The 19,551-nt window shown below is 65.4% G+C and carries 27 protein-coding genes; 12 read left to right on the top strand and 15 right to left on the bottom strand.

The annotated features are described in order from the left end of the window. Positions 1-21: 21 nt before the first annotated feature. From AC07UW_RS05455 to AC07UW_RS05445, 3 genes are all read right to left on the bottom strand, one after another. The gene (locus AC07UW_RS05455) at positions 22-789 is read right to left on the bottom strand and encodes an SDR family oxidoreductase (protein ID WP_495211588.1); all 768 of its coding nucleotides are present in this window, start codon (positions 787-789) and stop codon (positions 22-24) included. A 115-nt stretch (positions 790-904) separates the two neighbouring features. After that, positions 905-1,936, bottom strand: coding sequence for a LysR family transcriptional regulator (locus AC07UW_RS05450; protein ID WP_495211587.1), 1,032 nt, complete (start codon positions 1,934-1,936; stop codon positions 905-907). Beyond that, on the bottom strand, positions 1,933-2,190 hold the full coding sequence (locus AC07UW_RS05445; RefSeq protein WP_223483463.1) for a sigma factor-like helix-turn-helix DNA-binding protein: 258 nt from the start codon (positions 2,188-2,190) through the stop codon (positions 1,933-1,935). Before AC07UW_RS05445 ends, AC07UW_RS05450 begins: the two co-directional genes overlap by 4 nt. A 144-nt stretch (positions 2,191-2,334) precedes the next feature. On the opposite strand from AC07UW_RS05445, the gene AC07UW_RS05440 reads away from it, so the two are divergent. The 3 genes from AC07UW_RS05440 to AC07UW_RS05430 all read left to right on the top strand — a co-directional run bounded on the left by AC07UW_RS05440 (position 2,335) and on the right by AC07UW_RS05430 (position 4,222). Then, positions 2,335-2,814, top strand: a complete 480-nt coding sequence (locus tag AC07UW_RS05440) for a carboxymuconolactone decarboxylase family protein (protein ID WP_495211586.1) — start codon at positions 2,335-2,337, stop codon at positions 2,812-2,814. 35 nt (positions 2,815-2,849) lie between these two features. Next, the gene (locus tag AC07UW_RS05435; RefSeq protein WP_495211585.1) at positions 2,850-3,257 is read left to right on the top strand and encodes a cupin domain-containing protein; all 408 of its coding nucleotides are present in this window, start codon (positions 2,850-2,852) and stop codon (positions 3,255-3,257) included. A gap of 83 nt (positions 3,258-3,340) precedes the next feature. Then, the gene (locus AC07UW_RS05430; RefSeq protein ID WP_025879027.1) at positions 3,341-4,222 is read left to right on the top strand and encodes an RNA polymerase sigma-70 factor; all 882 of its coding nucleotides are present in this window, start codon (positions 3,341-3,343) and stop codon (positions 4,220-4,222) included. A 100-nt stretch (positions 4,223-4,322) separates the two neighbouring features. On the opposite strand, the gene AC07UW_RS05425 is transcribed toward AC07UW_RS05430, so the two are convergent. The 7 genes from AC07UW_RS05425 to AC07UW_RS05395 form a co-directional block, all read right to left on the bottom strand. Then, complete coding sequence (locus tag AC07UW_RS05425; protein WP_312786117.1) at positions 4,323-5,276, bottom strand: alpha/beta fold hydrolase; 954 nt, start codon at positions 5,274-5,276, stop codon at positions 4,323-4,325. Positions 5,277-5,367: 91 nt separating this feature from the next. Further along, on the bottom strand, positions 5,368-6,288 hold the full coding sequence (locus tag AC07UW_RS05420; protein WP_105164699.1) for an MBL fold metallo-hydrolase: 921 nt from the start codon (positions 6,286-6,288) through the stop codon (positions 5,368-5,370). 312 nt (positions 6,289-6,600) lie between these two features. Then, entirely contained in the window at positions 6,601-7,665 is a 1,065-nt protein-coding gene (locus tag AC07UW_RS05415; RefSeq protein ID WP_495211584.1) for a hypothetical protein, read from the bottom strand. A 77-nt stretch (positions 7,666-7,742) separates the two neighbouring features. Then, positions 7,743-8,042 carry a hypothetical protein gene (locus AC07UW_RS05410; RefSeq protein WP_154881110.1) on the bottom strand — a complete coding sequence of 100 codons (300 nt, stop codon included), beginning with the start codon at positions 8,040-8,042 and terminating at the stop codon, positions 7,743-7,745. Next, positions 8,030-8,245, bottom strand: a complete 216-nt coding sequence (locus tag AC07UW_RS05405) for a hypothetical protein (protein ID WP_223496720.1) — start codon at positions 8,243-8,245, stop codon at positions 8,030-8,032. Before AC07UW_RS05405 ends, AC07UW_RS05410 begins: the two co-directional genes overlap by 13 nt. Before the next feature lie 43 nt (positions 8,246-8,288). Beyond that, positions 8,289-8,576 carry a hypothetical protein gene (locus AC07UW_RS05400; RefSeq protein ID WP_032976691.1) on the bottom strand — a complete coding sequence of 96 codons (288 nt, stop codon included), beginning with the start codon at positions 8,574-8,576 and terminating at the stop codon, positions 8,289-8,291. Between the two features lie 67 nt (positions 8,577-8,643). Then, positions 8,644-8,874 (bottom strand): hypothetical protein, encoded by a 231-nt coding sequence (locus AC07UW_RS05395; RefSeq protein WP_195762974.1) that lies wholly within the window; start codon positions 8,872-8,874, stop codon positions 8,644-8,646. A 167-nt stretch (positions 8,875-9,041) separates the two neighbouring features. On the opposite strand from AC07UW_RS05395, the gene AC07UW_RS05390 reads away from it, so the two are divergent. Continuing rightward, positions 9,042-9,344 (top strand): hypothetical protein, encoded by a 303-nt coding sequence (locus tag AC07UW_RS05390; RefSeq protein ID WP_025879036.1) that lies wholly within the window; start codon positions 9,042-9,044, stop codon positions 9,342-9,344. Between the two features lie 17 nt (positions 9,345-9,361). Here AC07UW_RS05390 and AC07UW_RS05385 read toward each other — a convergent pair whose 3' ends face one another. Next, positions 9,362-9,682 carry a hypothetical protein gene (locus AC07UW_RS05385; RefSeq protein ID WP_495211583.1) on the bottom strand — a complete coding sequence of 107 codons (321 nt, stop codon included), beginning with the start codon at positions 9,680-9,682 and terminating at the stop codon, positions 9,362-9,364. A 195-nt stretch (positions 9,683-9,877) separates the two neighbouring features. On the opposite strand from AC07UW_RS05385, the gene AC07UW_RS05380 reads away from it, so the two are divergent. After that, positions 9,878-10,519: a glutathione S-transferase family protein gene (locus tag AC07UW_RS05380; RefSeq protein ID WP_495211582.1), complete on the top strand. Its 642-nt coding sequence runs from the start codon at positions 9,878-9,880 to the stop codon at positions 10,517-10,519. A gap of 120 nt (positions 10,520-10,639) precedes the next feature. Here AC07UW_RS05380 and AC07UW_RS05375 read toward each other — a convergent pair whose 3' ends face one another. Next, on the bottom strand, positions 10,640-10,966 hold the full coding sequence (locus AC07UW_RS05375; RefSeq protein WP_495211581.1) for a nuclear transport factor 2 family protein: 327 nt from the start codon (positions 10,964-10,966) through the stop codon (positions 10,640-10,642). Between the two features lie 87 nt (positions 10,967-11,053). Between AC07UW_RS05375 and AC07UW_RS05370 the strand changes: the two genes are divergently transcribed. Both AC07UW_RS05370 and AC07UW_RS05365 read left to right on the top strand, forming a co-directional pair. Next, positions 11,054-11,398, top strand: coding sequence for a winged helix-turn-helix transcriptional regulator (locus AC07UW_RS05370; RefSeq protein ID WP_495211580.1), 345 nt, complete (start codon positions 11,054-11,056; stop codon positions 11,396-11,398). A 128-nt stretch (positions 11,399-11,526) separates the two neighbouring features. Continuing rightward, positions 11,527-11,847: a hypothetical protein gene (locus AC07UW_RS05365; RefSeq protein WP_025879041.1), complete on the top strand. Its 321-nt coding sequence runs from the start codon at positions 11,527-11,529 to the stop codon at positions 11,845-11,847. Between the two features lie 18 nt (positions 11,848-11,865). On the opposite strand, the gene AC07UW_RS05360 is transcribed toward AC07UW_RS05365, so the two are convergent. Next, a complete protein-coding gene (locus AC07UW_RS05360) occupies positions 11,866-12,696 on the bottom strand; it encodes a hypothetical protein (RefSeq protein ID WP_495211579.1) in 831 nt (276 codons plus the stop codon). On the opposite strand from AC07UW_RS05360, the gene AC07UW_RS05355 reads away from it, so the two are divergent. From AC07UW_RS05355 to AC07UW_RS05335, 5 genes are all read left to right on the top strand, one after another. After that, entirely contained in the window at positions 12,695-13,393 is a 699-nt protein-coding gene (locus AC07UW_RS05355) for a DUF4386 domain-containing protein (protein WP_108265973.1), read from the top strand. The two genes, AC07UW_RS05360 and AC07UW_RS05355, sit on opposite strands and share 2 nt — an antisense overlap. 23 nt (positions 13,394-13,416) lie before the next feature. Beyond that, a complete protein-coding gene (locus tag AC07UW_RS05350) occupies positions 13,417-13,824 on the top strand; it encodes a DUF6326 family protein (RefSeq protein ID WP_312787328.1) in 408 nt (135 codons plus the stop codon). Positions 13,825-14,045: 221 nt separating this feature from the next. Continuing rightward, a complete protein-coding gene (locus AC07UW_RS05345; protein WP_197556692.1) occupies positions 14,046-15,386 on the top strand; it encodes a hypothetical protein in 1,341 nt (446 codons plus the stop codon). 386 nt (positions 15,387-15,772) lie between these two features. Then, positions 15,773-16,255 carry a LexA family protein gene (locus AC07UW_RS05340; RefSeq protein WP_049404796.1) on the top strand — a complete coding sequence of 161 codons (483 nt, stop codon included), beginning with the start codon at positions 15,773-15,775 and terminating at the stop codon, positions 16,253-16,255. Then, entirely contained in the window at positions 16,239-17,489 is a 1,251-nt protein-coding gene (locus AC07UW_RS05335; protein ID WP_197556691.1) for a Y-family DNA polymerase, read from the top strand. Before AC07UW_RS05340 ends, AC07UW_RS05335 begins: the two co-directional genes overlap by 17 nt. Positions 17,490-17,557: 68 nt before the next feature. Here the strand turns inward: AC07UW_RS05335 and AC07UW_RS05330 are convergent, their stop codons facing one another. Beyond that, positions 17,558-17,998, bottom strand: a complete 441-nt coding sequence (locus tag AC07UW_RS05330) for a hypothetical protein (protein WP_197556690.1) — start codon at positions 17,996-17,998, stop codon at positions 17,558-17,560. A 591-nt stretch (positions 17,999-18,589) separates the two neighbouring features. Then, on the bottom strand, positions 18,590-19,522 hold the full coding sequence (locus AC07UW_RS05325; RefSeq protein ID WP_495211578.1) for an SOS response-associated peptidase family protein: 933 nt from the start codon (positions 19,520-19,522) through the stop codon (positions 18,590-18,592). Positions 19,523-19,551: the final 29 nt, after the last annotated feature.

Raw genomic sequence — 19,551 nt, 5'->3', positions numbered from 1 at the left:
GCTGGGAGCGTCCACCGCCGATCAGGCCGGCTGGCCCTGTGCCAGCCCGGACTCCTGCAACCAGCGCTCGAAGCCGATCGAGCCGAGCCATGCCTGGCCCACCGGCACCAGCGTGTCCTGCTGCAGCTGCGCGCCGAAGTAGCGCGCCTGGGCATCGCCAACCACTTCACGCGCGTCACCGGTTGCCTGCAGGAAGCGCTGCGCCAGCACCGCCATCGATTCGCGTTCCGGGCCGGCGATCTCCACCACGCCATTGGCTGGTGCCTGCTGCGCGATGCGTGCAACCGCATCGGCCACATCCTCGGCGGCGATCGGCTGCACTGCGGCGGTCGGCAGCTGCAGGGTCTGGCCGTCACCGGCTGCCTGGAGGATGCCCGGCAGGAACTCGAAGAACTGCGTCGAGTGGATGATCGTGTACGCCAGGCCCGAATCGCGGATCAAGCGCTCTTGGGCGATCTTGCCGCGGAAATAGCCGCTGGCTGCCAGCTTGTCGGTACCCACCACCGACAGCGCGACATGATGGCGTACGCCTGCCTGCGCCGCGGCCGCCAGGATGTTGTGGCCGGCAGTCACGAAGAACGACAGCACCGCCGCATCTTCGAACGAGGGCGAGTTGGCCAGGTCGACCACTACCTCGGTGCCCGCCATCGCAGCGGCCAGGCCCTCGCCGCTCAGCACATCGATACCGGTGGAGGGTGCAGCGACGACGACGTCATGGCCGGCCGCATGCAGGCGATCGACCACCTTGCTGCCGATGCGGCCGGTGCCACCGATGACGAGGATCTTCATGACAGGTCTCCTGGAACGTGGAAAGTTCGGATGTGGCTGCATGCTAGGAACGCATTGGCCGGCGCAGTAGATCCGCAGCGGGCCACGCACTGTTGCCGCATCGGCACCAATGCGGTCATGCCCATGCCGGGGCCGAATCGCGCTGCGCTGCCGCCTGCTGCCGCGCTTCCCAGTGCGAGAACACATCCAGATCCAGCGCGCGTATGCGCTGGGTGCTGAAATCGATGAACGCGCGGATCCGCTTGGGCAGCTGGCGTCGGCTGAGATAGCACAGGTAATGGCCACGATCGTGCGGCGCGTAGCGGTCCAGGCAGGTCACTACAGCGCCTGTGCGCAACGCATCACTTACCTGGTAGCTGGGCAGCTGGGCGATCCCCAACCCGTCGATCACTGCGTGCAGGACAAGATCGGCATCATTGAACACCACCTCCGCCGGCGGCTGCAGATTCACATCCTGGCCGTCCACACGGAAGTCCCAGCGCTGCAGGCGCCCACCGGGAAGGCGTCGACCGATACAGGCATGGCTGGACAACACTTCGATGGTGTCTGCCAGGCCATGTGCCTGCACATACGCGGGCGATGCACAGACCACCAGCTGCATCGGCACCAGCTGCTTGGCGATCACCTGGCTGTCTTCCAGCACGCCATCGCGGAACGCCACATCGATGCGATCGGCGGCCAGGTCCGGTGCCTGCTCGTCCAGCAGCAGCTCCACAGAGACCTCTGGATACTCCGCGCGGAACGCAGACAGCAGCGGCGCGATCACCCGGCGTCCGAAGCCATGGGTCGCACTGATCCGCAGATGCCCGCGCGGCGGTCCCTCGCGCAGGTCGCGCATTTCGTCCAGCGCCTGCAGGATGCTGGCAACGCCCGGGCTGCAGCCCTCCAGGAACAGCTCGCCTTCGCGGGTGAGTGTTGTCGAGCGCGTGGTGCGCAGGAACAGGCGCACGCCCAGTTGTCCCTCCAGCTTCTGCACGCTGCGGCTGACGGCCGAACGACCGATGCCGAGGCGATCACCGGCGCGGGCGAAGCTGCCCTCGGCGGCTACCGCGATGAATGCCAGGACCCCGGCATAGCTGGCGGAAAAGGACGCCGTGAGGGAATCGCGGCCGTCGCTGGCCAGGCAGGACTGCGGCATGACATTCATGGTGTTCCGGGCTCCTGGAAGTCGCGTCGGGCAAGCAGGTGGGCGCGTGCATGGGCCAGTCGCTGGCGGCATGCGGGCAGCTCCAGCCCCAGCAGCGGCGCGATGTCTTCAAAGCCCGCGCCCAGCACGTCATGCAGCAACAGCACGGCCCGCATGTCCGGTGGCAGTTCGTGCAATGCGGCAAGGAAGGCCTGCCAGACCCGCTCACTGGCGGGGCAGGCTGCTGCGCGGTTCGGGGCGGATGAGGTGTCCATGCCCGGCAGACGGGCGAGCATCCGCTCCTGTGACAGTCCATTGGTGTTTTTCGTGCAACACCGTGCAGCCCTGCCCTCGCCTACCGCCCCACGCGCAGCGGGCCTAGCCTCGCTGCGTCCCTCAACTCCCATCGGAACACCGTCATGAGCCAACGCCTGGACTACGCCGCACAGTCGCCCGAACTCTTCAGGAAGCTCGGCACCTTCTCCCATGCCGTGCACAACAGTTCGGTCGAAGCGGCCATCATCGACCTGGTCAACATCCGCGCCTCGCAGCTCAACGGCTGCGGGTTCTGCCTGGACATGCACGTGAAGGAAGCGACGATCCGTGGCGAGCGCGCACTGCGCCTGCACCATGTCGCGGCGTGGCGCGAATCGAACCTGTTCAGTGCGCGCGAACGGGCCTGCCTGGCGTGGACCGACACACTTACCCACCTCCCAGCGCAGGGGGTTGCGGACGACGTGTATGAGCGCGTGCGTAGTCAGCTGTCCGAACAGGAAATCGTCGATCTGACCTACGCGGTGATGGCGATCAATGCCTGGAACCGCGCCAACGTCGCCTTCCGTACGCAACCCGGCTCGCTGGACCAGGCTTTTGGCCTGGACAAGGCCGGTCTGGCCTGAGCGTCGACTGCACACTTTCCTGCTGGAGACCTGCCATGCGTTCTCTCTGTTCCCTGGTGCTGCTGGCCCTGCTGCCGTTGACCAGCATCGCCGCCACGCCGCCGCCCACCGCGCCCGAGCCCATCGTGCGCGAGGTCATGACCCGTCCGTTGCCGGAACAGCCGGGCAAGGAAGCACTGATCCTGACGGTGCAGTACCCACCCGGCGGCGCCGATCCCGTGCACCGGCACAACGCCCACGGCTTCGTCTATGTGCTGCAGGGCCGCATCGTGATGGGCGTGGCCGGCGGCCGCGCGGTTACCCTCGGCCCGGGGGAGGCCTTCCATGAGGGCCCGGACGATCTGCATACCGTCGGCCGCAATGCCAGCCAGACCGAACCGGCGACATTCGTCGTGTTCCTGATCAAGGACATCGGCAAGCCGGCGGTACTGCCACCACGCTGACCGCCACCGGTCCGGGGCAGTACCCGCCACTCCCACAGGTCCGCCGGTGTCACAATCGGCGGACCTGTCCCGTCTCTGCTGGCATGGACGACCCCACCGCACTGTTCACCCGACTACGCCCGCGCCTGTTCGGCGTGGCCTACCGCATGCTCGGCTCCTCGCACGAGGCCGAGGACGTGGTGCAGGATGTCTGGCTGCGCTGGCATGGCGCCAACCAGCAGGACATCGAGAACGCCGAAGCCTGGCTGGTGGCCACCACCACCCGCCGCGCCATCGATGGCCTGCGCCTGGCCCGGCGCACGCGCGAGCACTATGTCGGCATGTGGCTGCCCGAGCCGCTGCTCACCGAAGACACCGGCACACCCGAGTACATGCTGGAAACGGCCAGTGATCTGTCGGTGGCCTTCCTCAACGTGCTGGAGCGGCTGGCCCCGGACGCGCGCGCCGCGTTCCTGCTGCACGATGTGTTCGACCAGGATTACGACGTGGTGGCACGCACGCTGGACAAGACCGAAGCCGCCTGCCGGCAGATCGTGCACCGCGCACGCCTGCAGCTGCGGCAGGAGCGACCGCGCTACAACGTGCCACAGGACGTGCACCAGAAACTGATGCGGCGTTTCGCAGAGGCCATCGCCAATGGCGACTTCAGGACGATGAAAACCCTGATGGCCGAATCGGCCGTGCTGATCGGCGATGGCGGCGGCATCGTCACCAGCTTCCCGAAACCGATGGTCGGCGGCGCACGCATCGCACAGCTGCTGTACGCCCCGCACCTGCGGCGCAAGGACCAGCTGCGGATGGTGCCGAGCATGATCAATGGACGACTGGGGCTGCTGCGTTACTTCGACGACGTACTGGAATCGGCAATGGCCTTCGATACCAACGGCGAGCAGATCGTGCAGATCCTGGTGCAGCGCAACCCGCACAAGCTGCAGGGCCTGAACCAGCCAACCTCGATCCAGTAGATCCACGCCATGCGTGGATGCGGCTGGCTTCATACACAGCAGAGCCACGCATGGCGTGGCTTTACTGGTTCTCCGTGCTGCCTGACGGCTGCCCTTGCGGTTACTTCTGCTGCAGGAAGGCCAGCAGGTCCTGGTTGACCTTGTCCTTGTGGGTCTCGGTCAGACCATGCGGCGCACCCGGGTAGACGATCAGCCTGGCGCCCTTGATCAGCTTGGCCGACATCCGTCCCGCCACGTCGATCGGCACGATCTGATCGTCGTCGCCGTGGATCACCAGGGTCGGCACATCGAACTTCTGCAGGTCAGCGCGGAAGTCGGTCGCCGAGAACGCGGCGATCGAGTCGTAGGTGTTCTTCTGCCCACCCAGCATGCCCTGCGCCCACCATGCATCGACCATCGCCTGGTTGACCTTCGCGCCCGGTCGGTTGAATCCATAGAACGGCCCGGACGGAATGTCCTTGTACAGCTGCGAGCGGTTCTCCAGCTGCGCCTTGCGGATGCCGTCGAACACTTCGATCGGAACGCCACCGGGGTTGTCTGCGGTCTTCAGCATGAACGGCGGCACCGAACTGATCAGCACGGCCTTCTTCACCCGTCCCGTGCCGTGGCGGCCGATGTACCGCGCCACTTCGCCGCCGCCGGTGGAGAAGCCCACCAGCGTGACGTCCTTCAGGTCCAGCGTATTGATCACCGTGGCCAGATCATCGGCGTAGTGATCCATGTCGTTGCCATCCCAGGGCTGGCTGGAACGACCGTGGCCACGGCGGTCGTGTGCGACCACCCGGTAACCGTGGTCCGCCAGGAACATCATCTGCGATTCCCAGCTGTCCGAATCCAGTGGCCAGCCATGGCTGAAGGTCACCACCGGCCCGTTCTTCGGCCCCCAGTCCTTGTAATACAGCTGCACGCCATCGGCGGTGGTGATGGTGCTGGCGGTGCGCGTGACAGCGCTGGGCGCGGACGGGTGTGCCGGCTCGGCGGCCTGGGCGGACAGGCCCGCCTGCATCGACAGGGCCAGGGCAGTTGCAGCGAGGGTGCGGGTAACGGTGTTCATGGTGGACCTCCAGCGGATGGGTGGGTTTCGACAGGGGCTACTTTGCGCCCCTGCCCGGGACCATTGGTGACGTTAAGTCCAGACAACTTGATCAGAAATCCCAGAACACCGGCACCCAGCGGAACGCCTCGCCCTCGCGGGACACGCGGCCCACCGACGGGAACGGCAGGTGCGTGGCCACCAGCATCTCGCCGGTGCCGGCCAGCGCGTTGAGCAGTTCGATGCGCACCCGCGCCGCTTCCTCCGGGTCGTGCTCGAAGCCGTTATGCCAGTTCGGTTGATCGAAACCGACGGCGAACACGGCATCGCCAGCAAACGTCAGCGCCTGGCCCCCCGAGGCAACGCGCACCACGCAATGGCCCGGCGTGTGACCGCCGGTGCGGCGCGCGACTACACCGGGTGCGATCTCATGCTCATCCTCGAAGGTGTGCACGAAACTGCCGTACTCGGCCCAGAAATGCGTGGCCGTTGCGCGAAGCGCGTCCGGGAACCCCTGCGGCATGTTGGTGCGGGTGAAGTCGGGCGACTTCCAGAACGCCACTTCAGACGCCGCGACGTGGATCTTCAGGTCCGGCCGCAGCTGTGCTTTCACTCCGTCCACCAGCAGGCCACCGATGTGGTCCATGTGCATGTGGGTGATCACCACGTCGGTGATCTCGCGCAGATCGATACCGGCAGCGCCGAGGCGGCGGATCAACTGGCCAGCGCGCGGCAGCTGCAGGTCCGGGTCCATGCCCAGGCCGGCGTCGATCAGGATGGTGCGCTCACCGCTGTGCACCACCATCACGTTCAACGCCCAGTCGAACGCATCCTGTGGCAGGTACATCTCGTCGAACCATTCGGCGCGCTCGGACGCCTGCACGTTGTGGCCGAGCATCTGCGTCGGCAGCGGCAGCACGCCGTCGCTGACTACCAGCACATCGATATCACCGACTTTCAGGGCGTAACGCGAGGGAACAAGCTCGTCGAGCGCGGGCGCGGCAGGGGCAATGGTGTTTTCCAGGCTGAACATGAGGCGATCTCCACGAAGGTTGGCTGGCAGGCAGTGAAGCAGGGCCGGCGGACAGTTCCGGGGTACGCCTTCGCACGGCGCAGGGCATGGCGTTGCCGGGCAGCAATGCCCTGCAGCACAGCGCCGCTGGTTCGATTGAAGACGGGATCCACGAGCTGTCGTGGCCCCGGAGCACGGCAAGGGCCGTGTGGGATCAGCGTAGGCAACGCAGGCAGCGCGCAGTAGGCCCGCAGGCGGGCTCGCGGCGTTGCCTTTTGGGAAGCAGTGGGCGAGGTGGTTCCCGCCCACCGCCTGCCACCCGGTGGGCTTCGCTCAGCCGCCCTTGCCCATCAGCCAGCGGATGGCCTGTGGGAACGAGGTCTTCCAGTCGTCCGGGTAGAAATGGCCACCCTCATGGGTACGCGACCGGAGCTCGTTGCCATCGCTGAAAAGGGCGCGGAAATCCGCGCTCATCTTCTGGTTCGCCGGCCCTTCCTGTTCGCCGTTGATGACGAACACCCGCTTGCCGTGCGCGCTGCTCTGCGTGGGCACCGGCTGGCGCCAGCCACCCGGCGACACCAGCAATGCACCGGCATAGTCATCCGGATGCTGCGCCAGCAGCGCGCCGGCATGCTGCGAGCCCTGCGAGAAGCCCATCAGGTACACCTGCTTGCGGTCGATACACTGGCGCGCGGCCAGTTGCTCCAGCCCCGCCTGCACCACCTTGTGCGTGCCCTCATACGGGCCGGTCCAGCTGAAGCTGTCGAACGACTCGCGCATCTCCGTACCGTTGATGCCCAGCAACACCACACCAGCATCGGCCAGCGGCTGCTCGCTGCTATCTAGGTGGCCGTTGATGCCGTAGCCGTGCAGCCACACCAGCACTGGCGCACAGGCCGGCATCGCAACACCCTTCGAAGGGGCCAGCACCGAGATGGCGCCCACCTTGCCGACCGATACCTTCGCGTAGCGTGCCTGCGTATTGGCCAGCACCTGCTTGAAGAACGGCGTTCCCCGCAGGTGCTCGAAGTCATCGTTGTCGGCCAGCGCGGGCGCGAACCACATGCCACGCTCATCGGCTTGGCGCAGATAGCGCTCGGCCAGCGCATCGTCACCGCGGCGTGCGAACAATGCCGCTGCGTGGTACGGCGCCTGCGCCAACGTGGGGTCTTCGCGGGTTGCGGCCAGATAGAGCGCCAGCGACTGCAGCAGCGTGGCGTCGTCTTCCTCGGCGCGCTCCATCAGGTCCTGCGCATCGTCGGCATTGATCAGGGCATTCAGCACCGGGCTGATCGACTTGAACGCGATGGTCGAGGCGCTGTCCTGTTCCTCGGCGTGTGCGGTTGGCGCGCAGACAGCGAGCGTCAGGAAAACAGCAAGAGCAGACAGCTTCGGCATGGGGAATCTTCCGTGATTGCGGCAACGCGCCGGGCGCGCAGTCTAGCAACCTCCGGGCCGATCAGATCACCCTGCGCTCAACCGTAGGCAGGATGACTGCCAGTAAGCACGCCCATCGAAAACGCGTAGCCCGCTTCTTCCAGCAACAGCCGCATGCGCAGTTCCGCCCGGCGCGGAACGCACAGCCCGCTCGGTGCGTACAGCGCATAGACGAAGCCGGCGCCTTCCACGTGCTCGCGGCGGACCGAACAGTTGTTGGTTTCTGCGGCGTCGGACCACACGGCCCGCAGCTTCTCCGGGCCGATGGATTGACCGTTGCGCAGGCGGAACGTCAGCCAGCGCACGCCCAGCGGCGGATGGTAGTTCAGGCTAGCCATTGCGCACCTTCAATACGGCGGCGGAGATGGTTCAGGACGTCAGGTTGCAGATCAGGATGCTCGTTGCGCGCGGACGCCGGCAGTTCGATGCGGACAGCGCCGTTGACCAGCGCGGGGGGATCGGTGTGCAGGTCGATCCACCATCCATCGGGAAGGCGAAGCCCGCGTCCATCCCTGTCATAGAGGTTGATCTGAAAAGACATGACGCTCGCTCCCATTGGAGTTCGAGCATACGCCTGCGCGATGTCACTCCAGACTGCGACCCGCCGACGCGGTTTCCTCGACCCGCTTGGCGCACACGAAAACGAACGCCTCGTCCTGTTGCACCTTCAGGAACGAATCCAGCCAGCGTGCCGCAGCACCGCGGTTGCCGATCACGCCCCCGAGTTCTTCGGTAAGGCAACGCGCGCACTCCATGCCACCCGGACTGGGGGCCTGGCAGGCGCGGCAGCGCGCCATCGTCGTCGTTCTTGCCGGACGGCACTGGTACATGATCTTCGTCATCAGGCTTACCGCACGGGCATGGGATGGCATCAGCGCTCTTCCCGAACGTTGGACAGAGGAAAGCCGCGCAACGCGCGGCCTCTTCTTCGCTTACTGCTCAGCGACGGCTGTCACGGCCCGGCTCGCTCTTCTGTTCCTGCCCGGACTTCTGCGGGCCGACCGGCTTTGCATCCTGCTGGACCTGCTGCTCCTGCTGGCGCTGCTTGCCGTCCTGCTTGCGGTCGCCGCCCATTGCGTTGTCATCAGCCTGGCCGTGCTGGGCGGCCTGCTTGATTCCGGTCGGTGCGTTGGTGCGGTCGGTCTGGCCTTGCGGCGTATTGTTGTTCATGTCTTGCTCCACCGCAGCGATCTGCTGCAGCGCCACTGTGGGCGTGGGCCGGTTACGCAACTGCATGAAAGCCGGAGATTAATGAACGGGCACCATGAACGGCGCTGCGCGCACACAGGCTCCTGACATGCACAGGTGTACGTTGGCGTTCCAACAGGAGAAGTCTCATGGAACGCATCACCAACAAGGACTTCGTTGACGTCGAGCGCGAGCTGCAGCATTGGCAGGCCGCGTTCCAGACGGGCGATCTGCCCGCCATCAACTTCCGCCACGAGGTCGCACCGGTCATCCGCCTGGCGTGCGACATCTATGTCCGCAACCCACATGGCACGCGCACGGCGTGGCTCACCGATCTGCAGTCACGGCTTGCGCTGCGCACCAGCCTGCGTGGCCACCCGGGGTCGGCGGAAATGGCGATGGGCTGCTGGGCGCGCCTGTCCGGGCCGGCATTGGCCCCGCAGGCGGGCTGACACCGGCTGCGGGCAGATCACTTCTCGCCCGCGAGCTGGTTGCCTTCCTGCATCAGCTGATCATTCAACCGGTTCACCAGCGCGATGACCGCATCGGCCAACGCACGCGCATCGGCGATGGAGCCATGGAAGGCAATGCGGGTGCCCTCCACCCTCACTTCCGCCAATGAAAGCTGCGACGCCAACGTCGCGCAGTGCTGCAGGAAGCGGCCGGTCCACTGTTCATCGGGTGCCTGATCGAGCAGCGCAGTGATCGCTTCATCGGCAGCCGCATCCACCTGCTGGTGAAGCCGCGGCACGTCGAACCCAACGATCCGCGGCAGTCTGGACGTGCTCACGTACTTCCCCAAGGGTGTGCAGATGGGCAGTATCGCGTCACCACGCCCCCCGTGCGAACCGTCCGACGTGAACGGTTCATCCGGGCCGGCGATGCCGGGCCCTCGGTCAGCGGAGGCGTGTCGATTCCCGAGCCGTCCGTGCGTCGAGAGAAGAAAGGCCGGCCAACGTGGCAGCCAACGCCGATGGACATCCTGATGACGCCGATCCTGACCGCATTCAAGCATTCCCCGGACCGTGGCCAAGGACTGGCCCGCGACATGCGCGTGCGCTGGGCGCTGGAAGAGCTGGGAGTGGCCTACGACGTCCATCTGCTCACCTTCGAGGAGATGAAGCAACCCGCACACCTGGCGCGGCATCCGTTCGGTCAGATTCCCACCTATGAGGATGGCAACGTAGTGCTGTTTGAATCAGGCGCGATCCTGCTGCACCTGGCCGAACAGCACCCCGGGTTGCTGCCCGCCGATACGGGTGCGCGCATGCGTGCGATCACCTGGATGTTCGCCGCGCTGAACACTGTGGAGCCGCCGATCGTCGAACGCTCCATGGCGTGGGTGCTGGAACGCGAACAGCCCTGGTACGCGCAACGGCTGGTGATGCTGGACGAGCGCGTGCGCAGGCGGCTGAGCCAGCTGTCCGCCCGGCTGGGCGATGCACCATGGCTGGACGGAGACTTCAGCGCCGGCGATCTGCTGATGGTGTCGGTGCTGCTGCGGCTGCAGAGCAGCGGCATCGTCGGCGAGTATCCAGACCTTGCTGCCTACGTTGACCGCGCGACCGCGCGGCCGGCCTACCAGCGTGCCTTCGCCGCGCAGCTGGCGGTGTTCCAGAGCCTGTAGCTCCACGCCGCTCCCAGTAGCTCCACGCCATGCGTGGAGTTCGCCATCCATTGGTACTGCTACGCGTCAATCGGCAGCCATCCGCGTGCCACCCGATCTCCGGAAGCAACCGCCACTGGATCAGTGGATGTCCAGCGCGACGATGCCATCCCCTTCCAGGGTGAACGCGTGTGTCAGCACCACCGGGCTGCCCGGGAACGTGCCGCTGACCTGTGCAGATACGATGTGGCGACCGTCCTGCACATGCAGCTTCAGGGGCACCACGTGATGCTGGTAGGCCGCACGCGTCTGCGCCACCCAGGCGGCAATCGCCGTGTGTCCCTGGTGCTGCTGGCGCTCATCGCGCACCGTCGCGTCTGCGGCAAAGCACTGCTCCACGTGCGTTCCGGGCTCGCCATTGGCCAGCAGGAAATAGCGGGACAACGGCGCGGGAAGATCAATTGACATCGCAGGCACTCCAGGCGGGACAGGCGCTATTCTCGAACCGCACCCTGGCCGCCACAAGAACGCACCTGAAGGTAAGTGACCCACCCCATGAGAAAGGCCTACACCCCTGAGACCGCCGCCGCGGACGTGGCCAGTGCACTCGCACTGCTGGAAGGCCGCTGGAAGCTGTTGATCCTCTTCCACCTGTTCGACGGCAAGGTGCAGCGCTATTCCGACCTGGAGCGGCTCATCCCCGGCATCTCGCAGAAGATGCTGGCGCAGCAGCTGCGTGCGCTGGAAGCCGACGGCATCGTGCTGCGCACGGTGTATCCGCAGGTGCCACCGAAAGTGGAGTATCGACTGAGTGCGTGGGGGCAGGCACTGTGCCCGGCACTGGACGCGCTGCTGCTGTGGCAGGAGCAGAAACCAGCGGCAGGCGAGCCATCGACATGACCATTTTCCGCGCAGCCACCATGCTGCTGCGAATGGTGAACACCCCGTAAAACGGCCATCGCGCGTGCCACCACGCGCACTGCACCATCACCTACGCTCAGGTTCCGCCCCCCGCCCGGAACCGGATCATGCCCTTGATTGCCATCGCGCTTGCCTCAGCACTGTCCGCCCTGCCCGACATCGGCTGGGAGCGCGAGCGGGCCGAAGATGCCCACCAGCTCATGCTGTGCCAGATCCACCGCGACCAGTTGGCCGATCGCGGGGAGAAGTCGCAGACCTACCAGCAGGCCAAGGCCGTCTGTGATCTGCTCGCCCGCGAGTACAAGCAGAACTGGGATTTCGACGCCCACGACGCGCTGGCGGCGGAGGCAGTGGACTTCTTCGACCTCCTGCAGCGCGGTGAGGCCACGGCAGTGCCACCGCGCAAGTCCGATCACGCTCTCGAGTGATCGCCGCCCTGTTGAAGATCAGAGAATGACGGCAGCAAACAGGCCGACAACCCCGATCGTCGTCAGCAGGAACGAGACCACTACCGAGCCGAGCGCACGCAGCGCTGATCCTCCATTCAAGGCCACGAAGGCCCGCATGCGGGCCCACAGGTACCACGCCACCGCCAGCGCGCCGATGGCTGGCGCGGTGAACGGGCCGGCCTGCGACGGGGAAGCAGCTGCCGCCTGCGCCAGCGCGAGTGCCACCACGAAGGGGCATGCGATGAACGCCTGGATGGAGAAGGGCTCGCGCAGCGTCTCGCGGTTCACGGGCAGCCGCTGGCGCCGAAGCGTGCCCAGTGCGGCGCCGAGCGCGTACACGCAGAACACCGCAGAGCGGGTGAGCAGCAGCCCCTGCTCGCTGCTGAAAAGCAGCTGCCCCACCGGCGTACTGAGTCGGGGCGAGGACATGCGCAGCGCCATCTCCAGCGCATGGGCGATGGCCACCGACAGGATCAGCATCAGCACCGGGCTGATCGCATCGGAAAACCGCTGGTCCGAATCCTTGCCGAGCTCGCGGCGGGTGTAGAGGGCGACCTCGCCGGGGTGAATCAGTACCCGCCAGAACATCCGCGGATAGAACACCAGCCAGCCGACCAGCTCGTAGAGGAATTCTTCCAGCGATCGCAGCAGTCGTATGAGGTCCATGACCGCCGTGGATAGCGCGCGGGGCGTGAAGCCGGGATCACGGGCGGGGGCGCGGCACCTGCGATGCCAGCTGTCCCCCTGACTTCTGGCAGTCACCGCCGGCCAATGCATCTCGTAGCGTGCGGGCTGCCCACCTTCTGGGCCTGTGCGGGTACCGGACATGGCAACGGAACGTGCAATCAGCCGCGGCGCGGGTGCGGTGTACCTGCTGGTGGTGGTCACCGGCATCTTCAGTCTGGGCTATGTACCAGGGCAGCTGCGCGTGGCGGGAGACCCGCAGGCGATGTTGGGCAACCTGGTGGCCCACCAGCAGCTGTTCCAGTGGGGCGTTGCCGCCTTCCTGATCGAACAGGTCGCCTTCCTGCTGCTGCCCCTGATCCTGTTCCGTCTGCTGCAGCACGTGCATCGCGCCGCAGCGGTGGCGATGGTTGCATTTGCCGTCACTGCGGTGCCCATCGCGCTTGTTGCTGCCAGCCATCGGCTGGATGCGCTGGCGGTGCTGACCGATACCCGTTTCAGCGCACTGGTTGCCCCTGAGGTGCGCAATGCGATGGCGCTGCAGTCACTGCAGTCCTGGAGCAACGGCATCCACATCGCTTCATTGTTCTGGGGTCTGTGGCTGCTGCCGTTCGGCTGGCTGGTCTTCAAATCCGGCGTGCTGCCGAAGGTCTTTGGCGTGCTGTTGATGCTGGGCTGCCTGGGGTATGCGGCCAACGTGTTCGGCGAACTGCTGATACCCGGCTATGCCGAAATGGCCTTCTCCAACTACGCGACCGCGCCCGCATCGCTGGGCGAGATCGGCATCTGTCTGTGGCTGCTTGTGGTCGGTGTGCGTGCACGCGTGCGCGCGACAATCTGACGCTCCTATCCGAGGATTTCCCGATGGCATCCGGCGCACTGCACGACATCCGCATCCATGTCCGTTTCAGGCTGTCCGCGCTATGGGCGGCACTGATGTTCTGCTACATCTACGGCGACTATTTCGGCCTTTACGTGCCAGGCAAATTGCAGGGCATGATCAACGGCGCGGGCCCGGTCGGTCCGGTCAATGAGGGCACGCTGGTTGCCACGGCATTGATGCTGGCCATCCCCGGCCTGATGGTGGCGGTATCCCTGCTTGCGCCCGCCCGACTGACCCGATGGTTGAACATCCTGTTTGGGCTGTTCTACACCGCGATCATGGTGCTGACCATGCCCGGCGCCTGGTGGTTCTACATCACGCTGGGGGCTATTGAAATCGTGGTTTCGCTGGCGATCTGCGTACTGGCCTGGCGCTGGCCTAGGGTGTGACGCAACGGAGGGTCATTGCGCGATCAACGTGGTGGGCCCACCAGGATTCGAACCTGGAACCAAGGGATTATGAGGCCTCTACAGGGCTTCCACGCGCTTCCATAGGCGTCCCGACTTTAAGCTAAGTCGTTGATTTTCTCAGGCTGTGCGACCACCTGCGCCCATCATCGTCCACCTCTTTCCACGGACAAACGGTCACCGAGCGGTCACCAATGGGCGCAATGAAAGGAATGCTTACAGCGAAGGGACTTGCCGCATTGCCGGTAGGCGAATGGGCCTCAGATCCGGCCCCGCGCGGCGCGGGCTGCCTGGACGTGCGCAAGCTGGCCGGCGGGCAGCTGCGGTACTACTACAGGTACACCAAGACCAACGGCCAACGCGATCGACTGCTGATCGGCACGGGCCTGGCCCTGTCCGCGGCGCGCGAGGCTGCGGCGGCGTTGTCCCGCCGATACCAGGCCGGCGACCGGGATCTGCGAGATGCGATAGCAGCCGAGGCAGCTGCAGCGGAAAGCGCGAAGGCCGACGCTCTGGCCGAATCGACGCGCCGATCAGGTGCAACTCTGGGCGCGCTGATGACGGCCTATGCCCAGAGCCTGGAGGATGCCGGCAAGGTGTCTGCTGCGGCCACCCGCGCGTCCATCAAACGCCACATCGAAGAACCGTGGCCTGCTCTGTGGGCCCGCCCCGCGTCCGAGCTCGAACTGGACGACCTGCTCCCGATCCTGTCGCGCATGGTGCGCGCCAAGAAACTGCGTGAGGGCGGGAAGATCCGGTCGTACTTGCGTGCAGCCTACGCAGCGGCGATCGCGGCGAAGCAGGATGCTGCCGCTCCCGATGCGCTGCGCGCACTCAACGTGTCCAGGAACCCTGCGCGCGACCTGGCTACGCTCGACAGCGGTCAGCCGCGCGACCGCGTGCTCTCGGTGTCCGAGCTGCGTGCCTACTGGCGCAGGATCGAGACCATGCCTGGGCGGCGCGGGGCGCTTCTGCGCTTCCACCTGCTGACAGGAGGCCAGCGCATTGCGCAGCTGATGCGGCTGAAGTGGTCAGATCACGATCACGATGCGGACACAGGTACCGGATCCGTCCGTTTGCTCGACATCAAGGGCCGCCGCCGCTTGCCCCGCGTGCACCTGGTACCACTGCTCCCCCGGATGGCTGCGGATCTCGCCACCTTGCGCGGCGATAACGATGGCGATGGCGACGGCGCCAGGCCGCACCTGTTCTCGCTTACAGCCGGGAAGGCACCGGCCACCTATGACGAGTTCCGGGGGATCATGGATCCGGTGGTGGCCAACATGGTGGCCGCTGAAGAACTGGCATCACCATTCACGCCGGGCGACCTGCGCCGCACAGTAGAAACGCGGCTCGCAGCGCTGGGCCTATCCGAAGAAGTCCGGGGGCATCTGCAATCCCACGGTCTGAGCGGCGTTCAGAAGCGGCATTACAACTTCTTCGAGTACGACGCGGAGAAGCGTGCTGCGGTGGAGGCGCTGCTCGAACTGCTCACCGGCGCTGGTGCAACGGTGGTGCCGATACGCAAGAGCGCGGGCTCCTAGAACGGTAGATCGTCGGGCAGCTCCAGGCCTGCCAAGCGGCTGGCGGCACGTTGGTGGCCGCTGGCGGCCGCCCGGAGACGTTGCGCGCTCTGCCGGCGACGCGCCCGCGCCCGCCAAGAACCAGATGAGTCCCGCTCGAGCTCTACTGCCTGCTGGAGCTGCGAAGCCGCCTTTGCCTCCAACGAGGCCCGATCCTTCCACAAGTTCGCCATTGCTGGAGGATGCCAACGCGGCGTCGCGGAAGCCGCGACTGGTGCGGCTTCCACGCCTCCCAATCGGAACGCGTTCAGGAAACGGACTGGGCCATGCGCCGGCCATCCATTAGTAATTGTACTAAGATGCGGGCCGTCTCGACCATTGAGACACGCCGCTCCCAGAGTACGCCCATGCAGTCCCTACCCTTCCCCCACACCCTGGCGCAGCCCATCGGCCCCGCGCTAATCGATGGCCCCGCGCAGTTCGTGCCTCTGGCGGCAGCGCGCGCCCGACTTGGCTTTCCGTCGCCGGCCGACGACTTCATGGATGAGGCCATCGACCTGCACCGGCTGCTGGTCCGCAACCCGGCCGCCACCTTTCTCTACCGTGCTGATGGCTGGTCCATGAGTGGCGCCGGCGTCAGCGACGGCGACATTCTGGTGGTGGATCGGTCCGTCACGCCGCAGGCCGGCGATCTGGTCATTGCCATCTGGGATGGGAACCAGCCCACATGCAAGGTGCTGCAGCTGTTCGAAAGCCACATGGAGCTGCACTCGGCCAACCCCGACTTCCCGCCCATCGTGCTCGAGCAGGCCACCGAGGTGGAAGTGTTCGCCGTCGTGGGGGTTGTCCGCCAGATCAAGCGCCGAGGCGGCCATGTTCGGGCTCGTTGACGGCAACAACTTCTACGCCAGCTGCGAGCGCGTGTTCCAGCCAGCCCTGCGCGGCGTCCCACTGGTGGTGCTGAGCAACAACGATGGCTGCGCCATCGCGCGCTCGGCCGAGGCCAAAGCCCTGGGAATCAAGATGGGCCAGCCTGCTCACGAACTGAAGCACTTGGTGCGCCGGCATGGCCTGCAGATGCGCTCGGCCAACTTCGGGCTCTATGGGGATATGAGCGCCCGGGTCGTGAGCGTTCTACGGGAGGCCGCACCGCGGGTGGAGGTCTACAGCATTGATGAGAGCTTCATCGACCTGGACGGAATTCGGGATCGCGAGCAGTTCGCCCGGGATCTGCGCCAACGTGTGCACCGCTGGACCGGCATTCCCAACTGCATCGGCATCGGGCCCACGAAGACGCTGGCCAAACTGGCCAACAAGGTGGCCAAGAGTGCTGACGGGGTGATCGACCTCGGCGATGCCGCCTGCCGGGACACCGTGCTGCGGACATTCCCTGTCGGTGATCTATGGGGCGTCGGGCGGCGGCTGGCACCGCGGCTGGAATCCATGGGCATCAGCACCGCCGCAGCACTGCGCGACGCGGCGGCAGACGACATCCTGGCCACGTTCGGGGTCACGTTGGCACGCACCCAGCGCGAGCTTCAGGGACACGCGTGCATGGAGCTGGAGGAAGTCGAGCCGGATCGGCAGCAGATCATGGTGAGCCGTTCCTTTGCGGACCGGGTTGGAGACCACGATGCTGTGGCTCAGGCGCTGGCTACCTTCGCCATTAGAGCCTGCGAGAAGCTTCGCGCGCGCGGCCTGGTTGCCGCCGGCGTCTGGGTATTCGCCCATTCGGACGAATTCCGGCCAGAGCTGCGGCAGCACAACGCCACCCGGTCGGTAAGCCTGCCAGCCGCTACCGCCGACACCATGATTGTGCTGGGTGTGGTGCGCCGGCTGCTGCGCGGCCTGCTGCGCGAAGGTATCGGCTACAAGAAGGCAGGCGTGGCGCTTCTGGACCTGGCCCGGCCGGATGAGGTGCAGGCGGATCTGTTCGGACCTGCAGTGGTCGGCAACGAAAAGCTGATGGCCACCATGGACCGAATCAACCAGAAGTTCGGGCGGGGCACTGCGGGACTAGGCGCCTCAGGTTGGCAGGCTCGGCCGGCCTGGGGCATGCGGCAGCACATGCTCTCACCGAACTACACGACCTCCGTGCACGAGATCCCTCCGGCGCGCTGCTAACGCGCCTGGATCAAGAGAGTGCAGGTAGATAGCCTGCGGCCGCCGAATGACGGCCGCAGGAACTTACGTCAGTGCATGCCAGACAGCAGCCCCAGGACATTCTCCTTCCACTTCAGCTGCTGCACATCCGTCCCAGCCTTTTGCTTCTTGTGGACCTGCAGCAACACGGCGAACGCTTCGCCAGCCTCCGTAGGACACCACTGACCGTCTCGCTTTTCCTGCAAGCCATGCTCTACCAAGAGCCGGTTGAACTTCTGAGGCGAGAGACCCATCCGGCCACCCAATTCAGTGGGAGTGAAGCACCGGATGCCATCAACCTGGACTGCGACAGGGCCAGGTGACATTGCAAACGCTGGCACGAGGGGCAAGGCCTGATTGGCTGGGATCAGCAGATCAGCATCAGGAATGCTCGTAGTGGCGCTCAGCTGGGACAGTGAAACCCATTGCAGTTTCGGAAATTCCGAAACCCCGGGTAGCTTCATAAGACTATGATTCTTAAACATTTTCATGCATCCGATTGAGGGAAGCATGAACCACCAAGCGTTGACGTATTTCGGAAACCCGATAAGATCAACTTCGTTCTAGCGCGCAGCTACTCGTAGCTGAACGATGGAACGGAAGCATCGATCGATTGCCGTCGATCGCAGCTTCTCTTGGTGGCCATGCCACCGGTACAACTGTCTGAGATTTGCGCAACCCTGGGGCTGACCTGATAGAAGGCCTCGGGGTTTTGCGTTTTTGCCGATCGGGACTGGGGGAATTCAGCAACCCCAACCGACGCCTCAAGATAGTGGGGGTAATAGAGTGCGTCAACGCCAAATGTAGTGAAATTCGGCAATCCCTTGTGCCGCAAGGATCATGCCATCGGCCTTGCATTTAAAGGCTTCTGACCTGCTTGAACCGTCTGCGCAGTCAAGCTCTAAACCGGTTATCGCGGCGGTATAGAGGACTGCGAAAACAGAACAATGACAGGTTCACATGACGGAGGTTAATCCCGCCATGGACAAGCCTGTGGATAACCGGTGCGCAAGCTGTTAACGCCCGGTGGAATGGTCACATCCTCGGAGCTGGGAGTAGATCACCACACGCCGCTTGATCTATCACGCCGCCAGCTGGTGCTCGTAGAACGGGTGCTGCTTGTCGTCAAAGATCCGGTACAGCGCGGCCAGGTCGGCAGGATCAGGGTTCAGCCAGGCGTCGACGTGCTCGGGCTTGATGTTGATGATCGTCCGGTCATGGCCGGCGGCGGCCACCTCGGGTTCCGGGTCGTCGGTGATCGCGGCAAACGACAGCAGATCCGGCTCTTTGCCGGCCGGGTCCACCCAATGCGACCACAGGCAGGCCACCAGCATCGGCTCGCGCGTGCGCGGGGTGAACTGCACCACCTGGTTCTTGCCGTCCGGACCCTCCACGTTCTCGTAGAAGGTATCGACCACCATCAAACCGTGGGTGTGGCCGAAGGCCGGCGCCCAGAACTTCTCCAGGCTGTCGCGGCGGGCGTTGTAGGTGCCCGGGAAACGCTGGTCGTAGTTGGCCGGCTTCCCGGCCAGACGGCACTGATAGCGCATCGGCTTGATTGTCAGCTTGCCCCCCTCGGAGACAATCACCGGGGCGTAGACCCCGGGGAAGATCCGACTGTCCCGGTCCTTGCCGTCGGCGCGCTTGAGGTCGGCCAGCTTACCCATGGCGCGCTCGATCTTGTTGCCGGCGATGCGTACGTCCTCCCTGGCCTTCTTCGTCTCCTTGGCCTGCAGCGCTCGCTCCGCATCGGCCAGGCGCTTCCGGTTGGCGAAAAGCTCCTGCTCCAGAATGGCGGCCTCGGCTTGGTTCCACTGCTGGATCTCAGCCCACACTGCCCGCTCTGCCGGGCTGGTGCCGGCACGGAACGCATCATCCATCGCCTTCGGGGTCTTGGGCCGCTTCTTGCCCGGGTCGTGGGCGTAGAGCGCGGCGAATTCCTGCAGCGACACGGTGGCGCCGGTCATACGGACCAGCTTCTGGTAGGCGGCTTCGATCTGGGCGGAATAGCACATGGCTGCAATCTGGCCGCAGGTGGCGTTGT

It is taken from the genome of Stenotrophomonas sp. GW821-FHT02D01 (genome assembly GCF_059421765.1).
This window is presented reverse-complemented; position numbering and strand designations above follow the sequence as displayed.

Excerpts from the sequence above, each read along its gene's own strand:
- AC07UW_RS05340 (WP_049404796.1), top strand. The coding sequence starts at position 15,773 with ATGCAGTCCCTACCCTTCCCCCACACCCTGGCGCAGCCCATCGGCCCC.
- AC07UW_RS05355 (WP_108265973.1), top strand. The coding sequence starts at position 12,695 with ATGGCAACGGAACGTGCAATCAGCCGCGGCGCGGGTGCGGTGTACCTG.
- AC07UW_RS05360 (WP_495211579.1), bottom strand. The coding sequence starts at position 12,696 with ATGTCCGGTACCCGCACAGGCCCAGAAGGTGGGCAGCCCGCACGCTAC.
- AC07UW_RS05375 (WP_495211581.1), bottom strand. The coding sequence starts at position 10,966 with ATGTCAATTGATCTTCCCGCGCCGTTGTCCCGCTATTTCCTGCTGGCC.
- AC07UW_RS05405 (WP_223496720.1), bottom strand. The coding sequence starts at position 8,245 with ATGTCTTTTCAGATCAACCTCTATGACAGGGATGGACGCGGGCTTCGC.
- AC07UW_RS05335 (WP_197556691.1), top strand. The coding sequence starts at position 16,239 with ATGTTCGGGCTCGTTGACGGCAACAACTTCTACGCCAGCTGCGAGCGC.
- AC07UW_RS05425 (WP_312786117.1), bottom strand. The coding sequence starts at position 5,276 with ATGAACACCGTTACCCGCACCCTCGCTGCAACTGCCCTGGCCCTGTCG.
- AC07UW_RS05420 (WP_105164699.1), bottom strand. The coding sequence starts at position 6,288 with ATGTTCAGCCTGGAAAACACCATTGCCCCTGCCGCGCCCGCGCTCGAC.
- AC07UW_RS05415 (WP_495211584.1), bottom strand. The coding sequence starts at position 7,665 with ATGCCGAAGCTGTCTGCTCTTGCTGTTTTCCTGACGCTCGCTGTCTGC.
- AC07UW_RS05435 (WP_495211585.1), top strand. The coding sequence starts at position 2,850 with ATGCGTTCTCTCTGTTCCCTGGTGCTGCTGGCCCTGCTGCCGTTGACC.
- AC07UW_RS05325 (WP_495211578.1), bottom strand. The coding sequence starts at position 19,522 with ATGTGCTATTCCGCCCAGATCGAAGCCGCCTACCAGAAGCTGGTCCGT.
- AC07UW_RS05330 (WP_197556690.1), bottom strand. The coding sequence starts at position 17,998 with ATGAAAATGTTTAAGAATCATAGTCTTATGAAGCTACCCGGGGTTTCG.
- AC07UW_RS05395 (WP_195762974.1), bottom strand. The coding sequence starts at position 8,874 with ATGAACAACAATACGCCGCAAGGCCAGACCGACCGCACCAACGCACCG.
- AC07UW_RS05455 (WP_495211588.1), bottom strand. The coding sequence starts at position 789 with ATGAAGATCCTCGTCATCGGTGGCACCGGCCGCATCGGCAGCAAGGTG.
- AC07UW_RS05350 (WP_312787328.1), top strand. The coding sequence starts at position 13,417 with ATGGCATCCGGCGCACTGCACGACATCCGCATCCATGTCCGTTTCAGG.
- AC07UW_RS05450 (WP_495211587.1), bottom strand. The coding sequence starts at position 1,936 with ATGAATGTCATGCCGCAGTCCTGCCTGGCCAGCGACGGCCGCGATTCC.
- AC07UW_RS05345 (WP_197556692.1), top strand. The coding sequence starts at position 14,046 with ATGAAAGGAATGCTTACAGCGAAGGGACTTGCCGCATTGCCGGTAGGC.
- AC07UW_RS05430 (WP_025879027.1), top strand. The coding sequence starts at position 3,341 with ATGGACGACCCCACCGCACTGTTCACCCGACTACGCCCGCGCCTGTTC.
- AC07UW_RS05400 (WP_032976691.1), bottom strand. The coding sequence starts at position 8,576 with ATGCCATCCCATGCCCGTGCGGTAAGCCTGATGACGAAGATCATGTAC.
- AC07UW_RS05445 (WP_223483463.1), bottom strand. The coding sequence starts at position 2,190 with ATGGACACCTCATCCGCCCCGAACCGCGCAGCAGCCTGCCCCGCCAGT.
- AC07UW_RS05370 (WP_495211580.1), top strand. The coding sequence starts at position 11,054 with ATGAGAAAGGCCTACACCCCTGAGACCGCCGCCGCGGACGTGGCCAGT.
- AC07UW_RS05365 (WP_025879041.1), top strand. The coding sequence starts at position 11,527 with ATGCCCTTGATTGCCATCGCGCTTGCCTCAGCACTGTCCGCCCTGCCC.
- AC07UW_RS05440 (WP_495211586.1), top strand. The coding sequence starts at position 2,335 with ATGAGCCAACGCCTGGACTACGCCGCACAGTCGCCCGAACTCTTCAGG.
- AC07UW_RS05380 (WP_495211582.1), top strand. The coding sequence starts at position 9,878 with ATGACGCCGATCCTGACCGCATTCAAGCATTCCCCGGACCGTGGCCAA.
- AC07UW_RS05410 (WP_154881110.1), bottom strand. The coding sequence starts at position 8,042 with ATGGCTAGCCTGAACTACCATCCGCCGCTGGGCGTGCGCTGGCTGACG.
- AC07UW_RS05390 (WP_025879036.1), top strand. The coding sequence starts at position 9,042 with ATGGAACGCATCACCAACAAGGACTTCGTTGACGTCGAGCGCGAGCTG.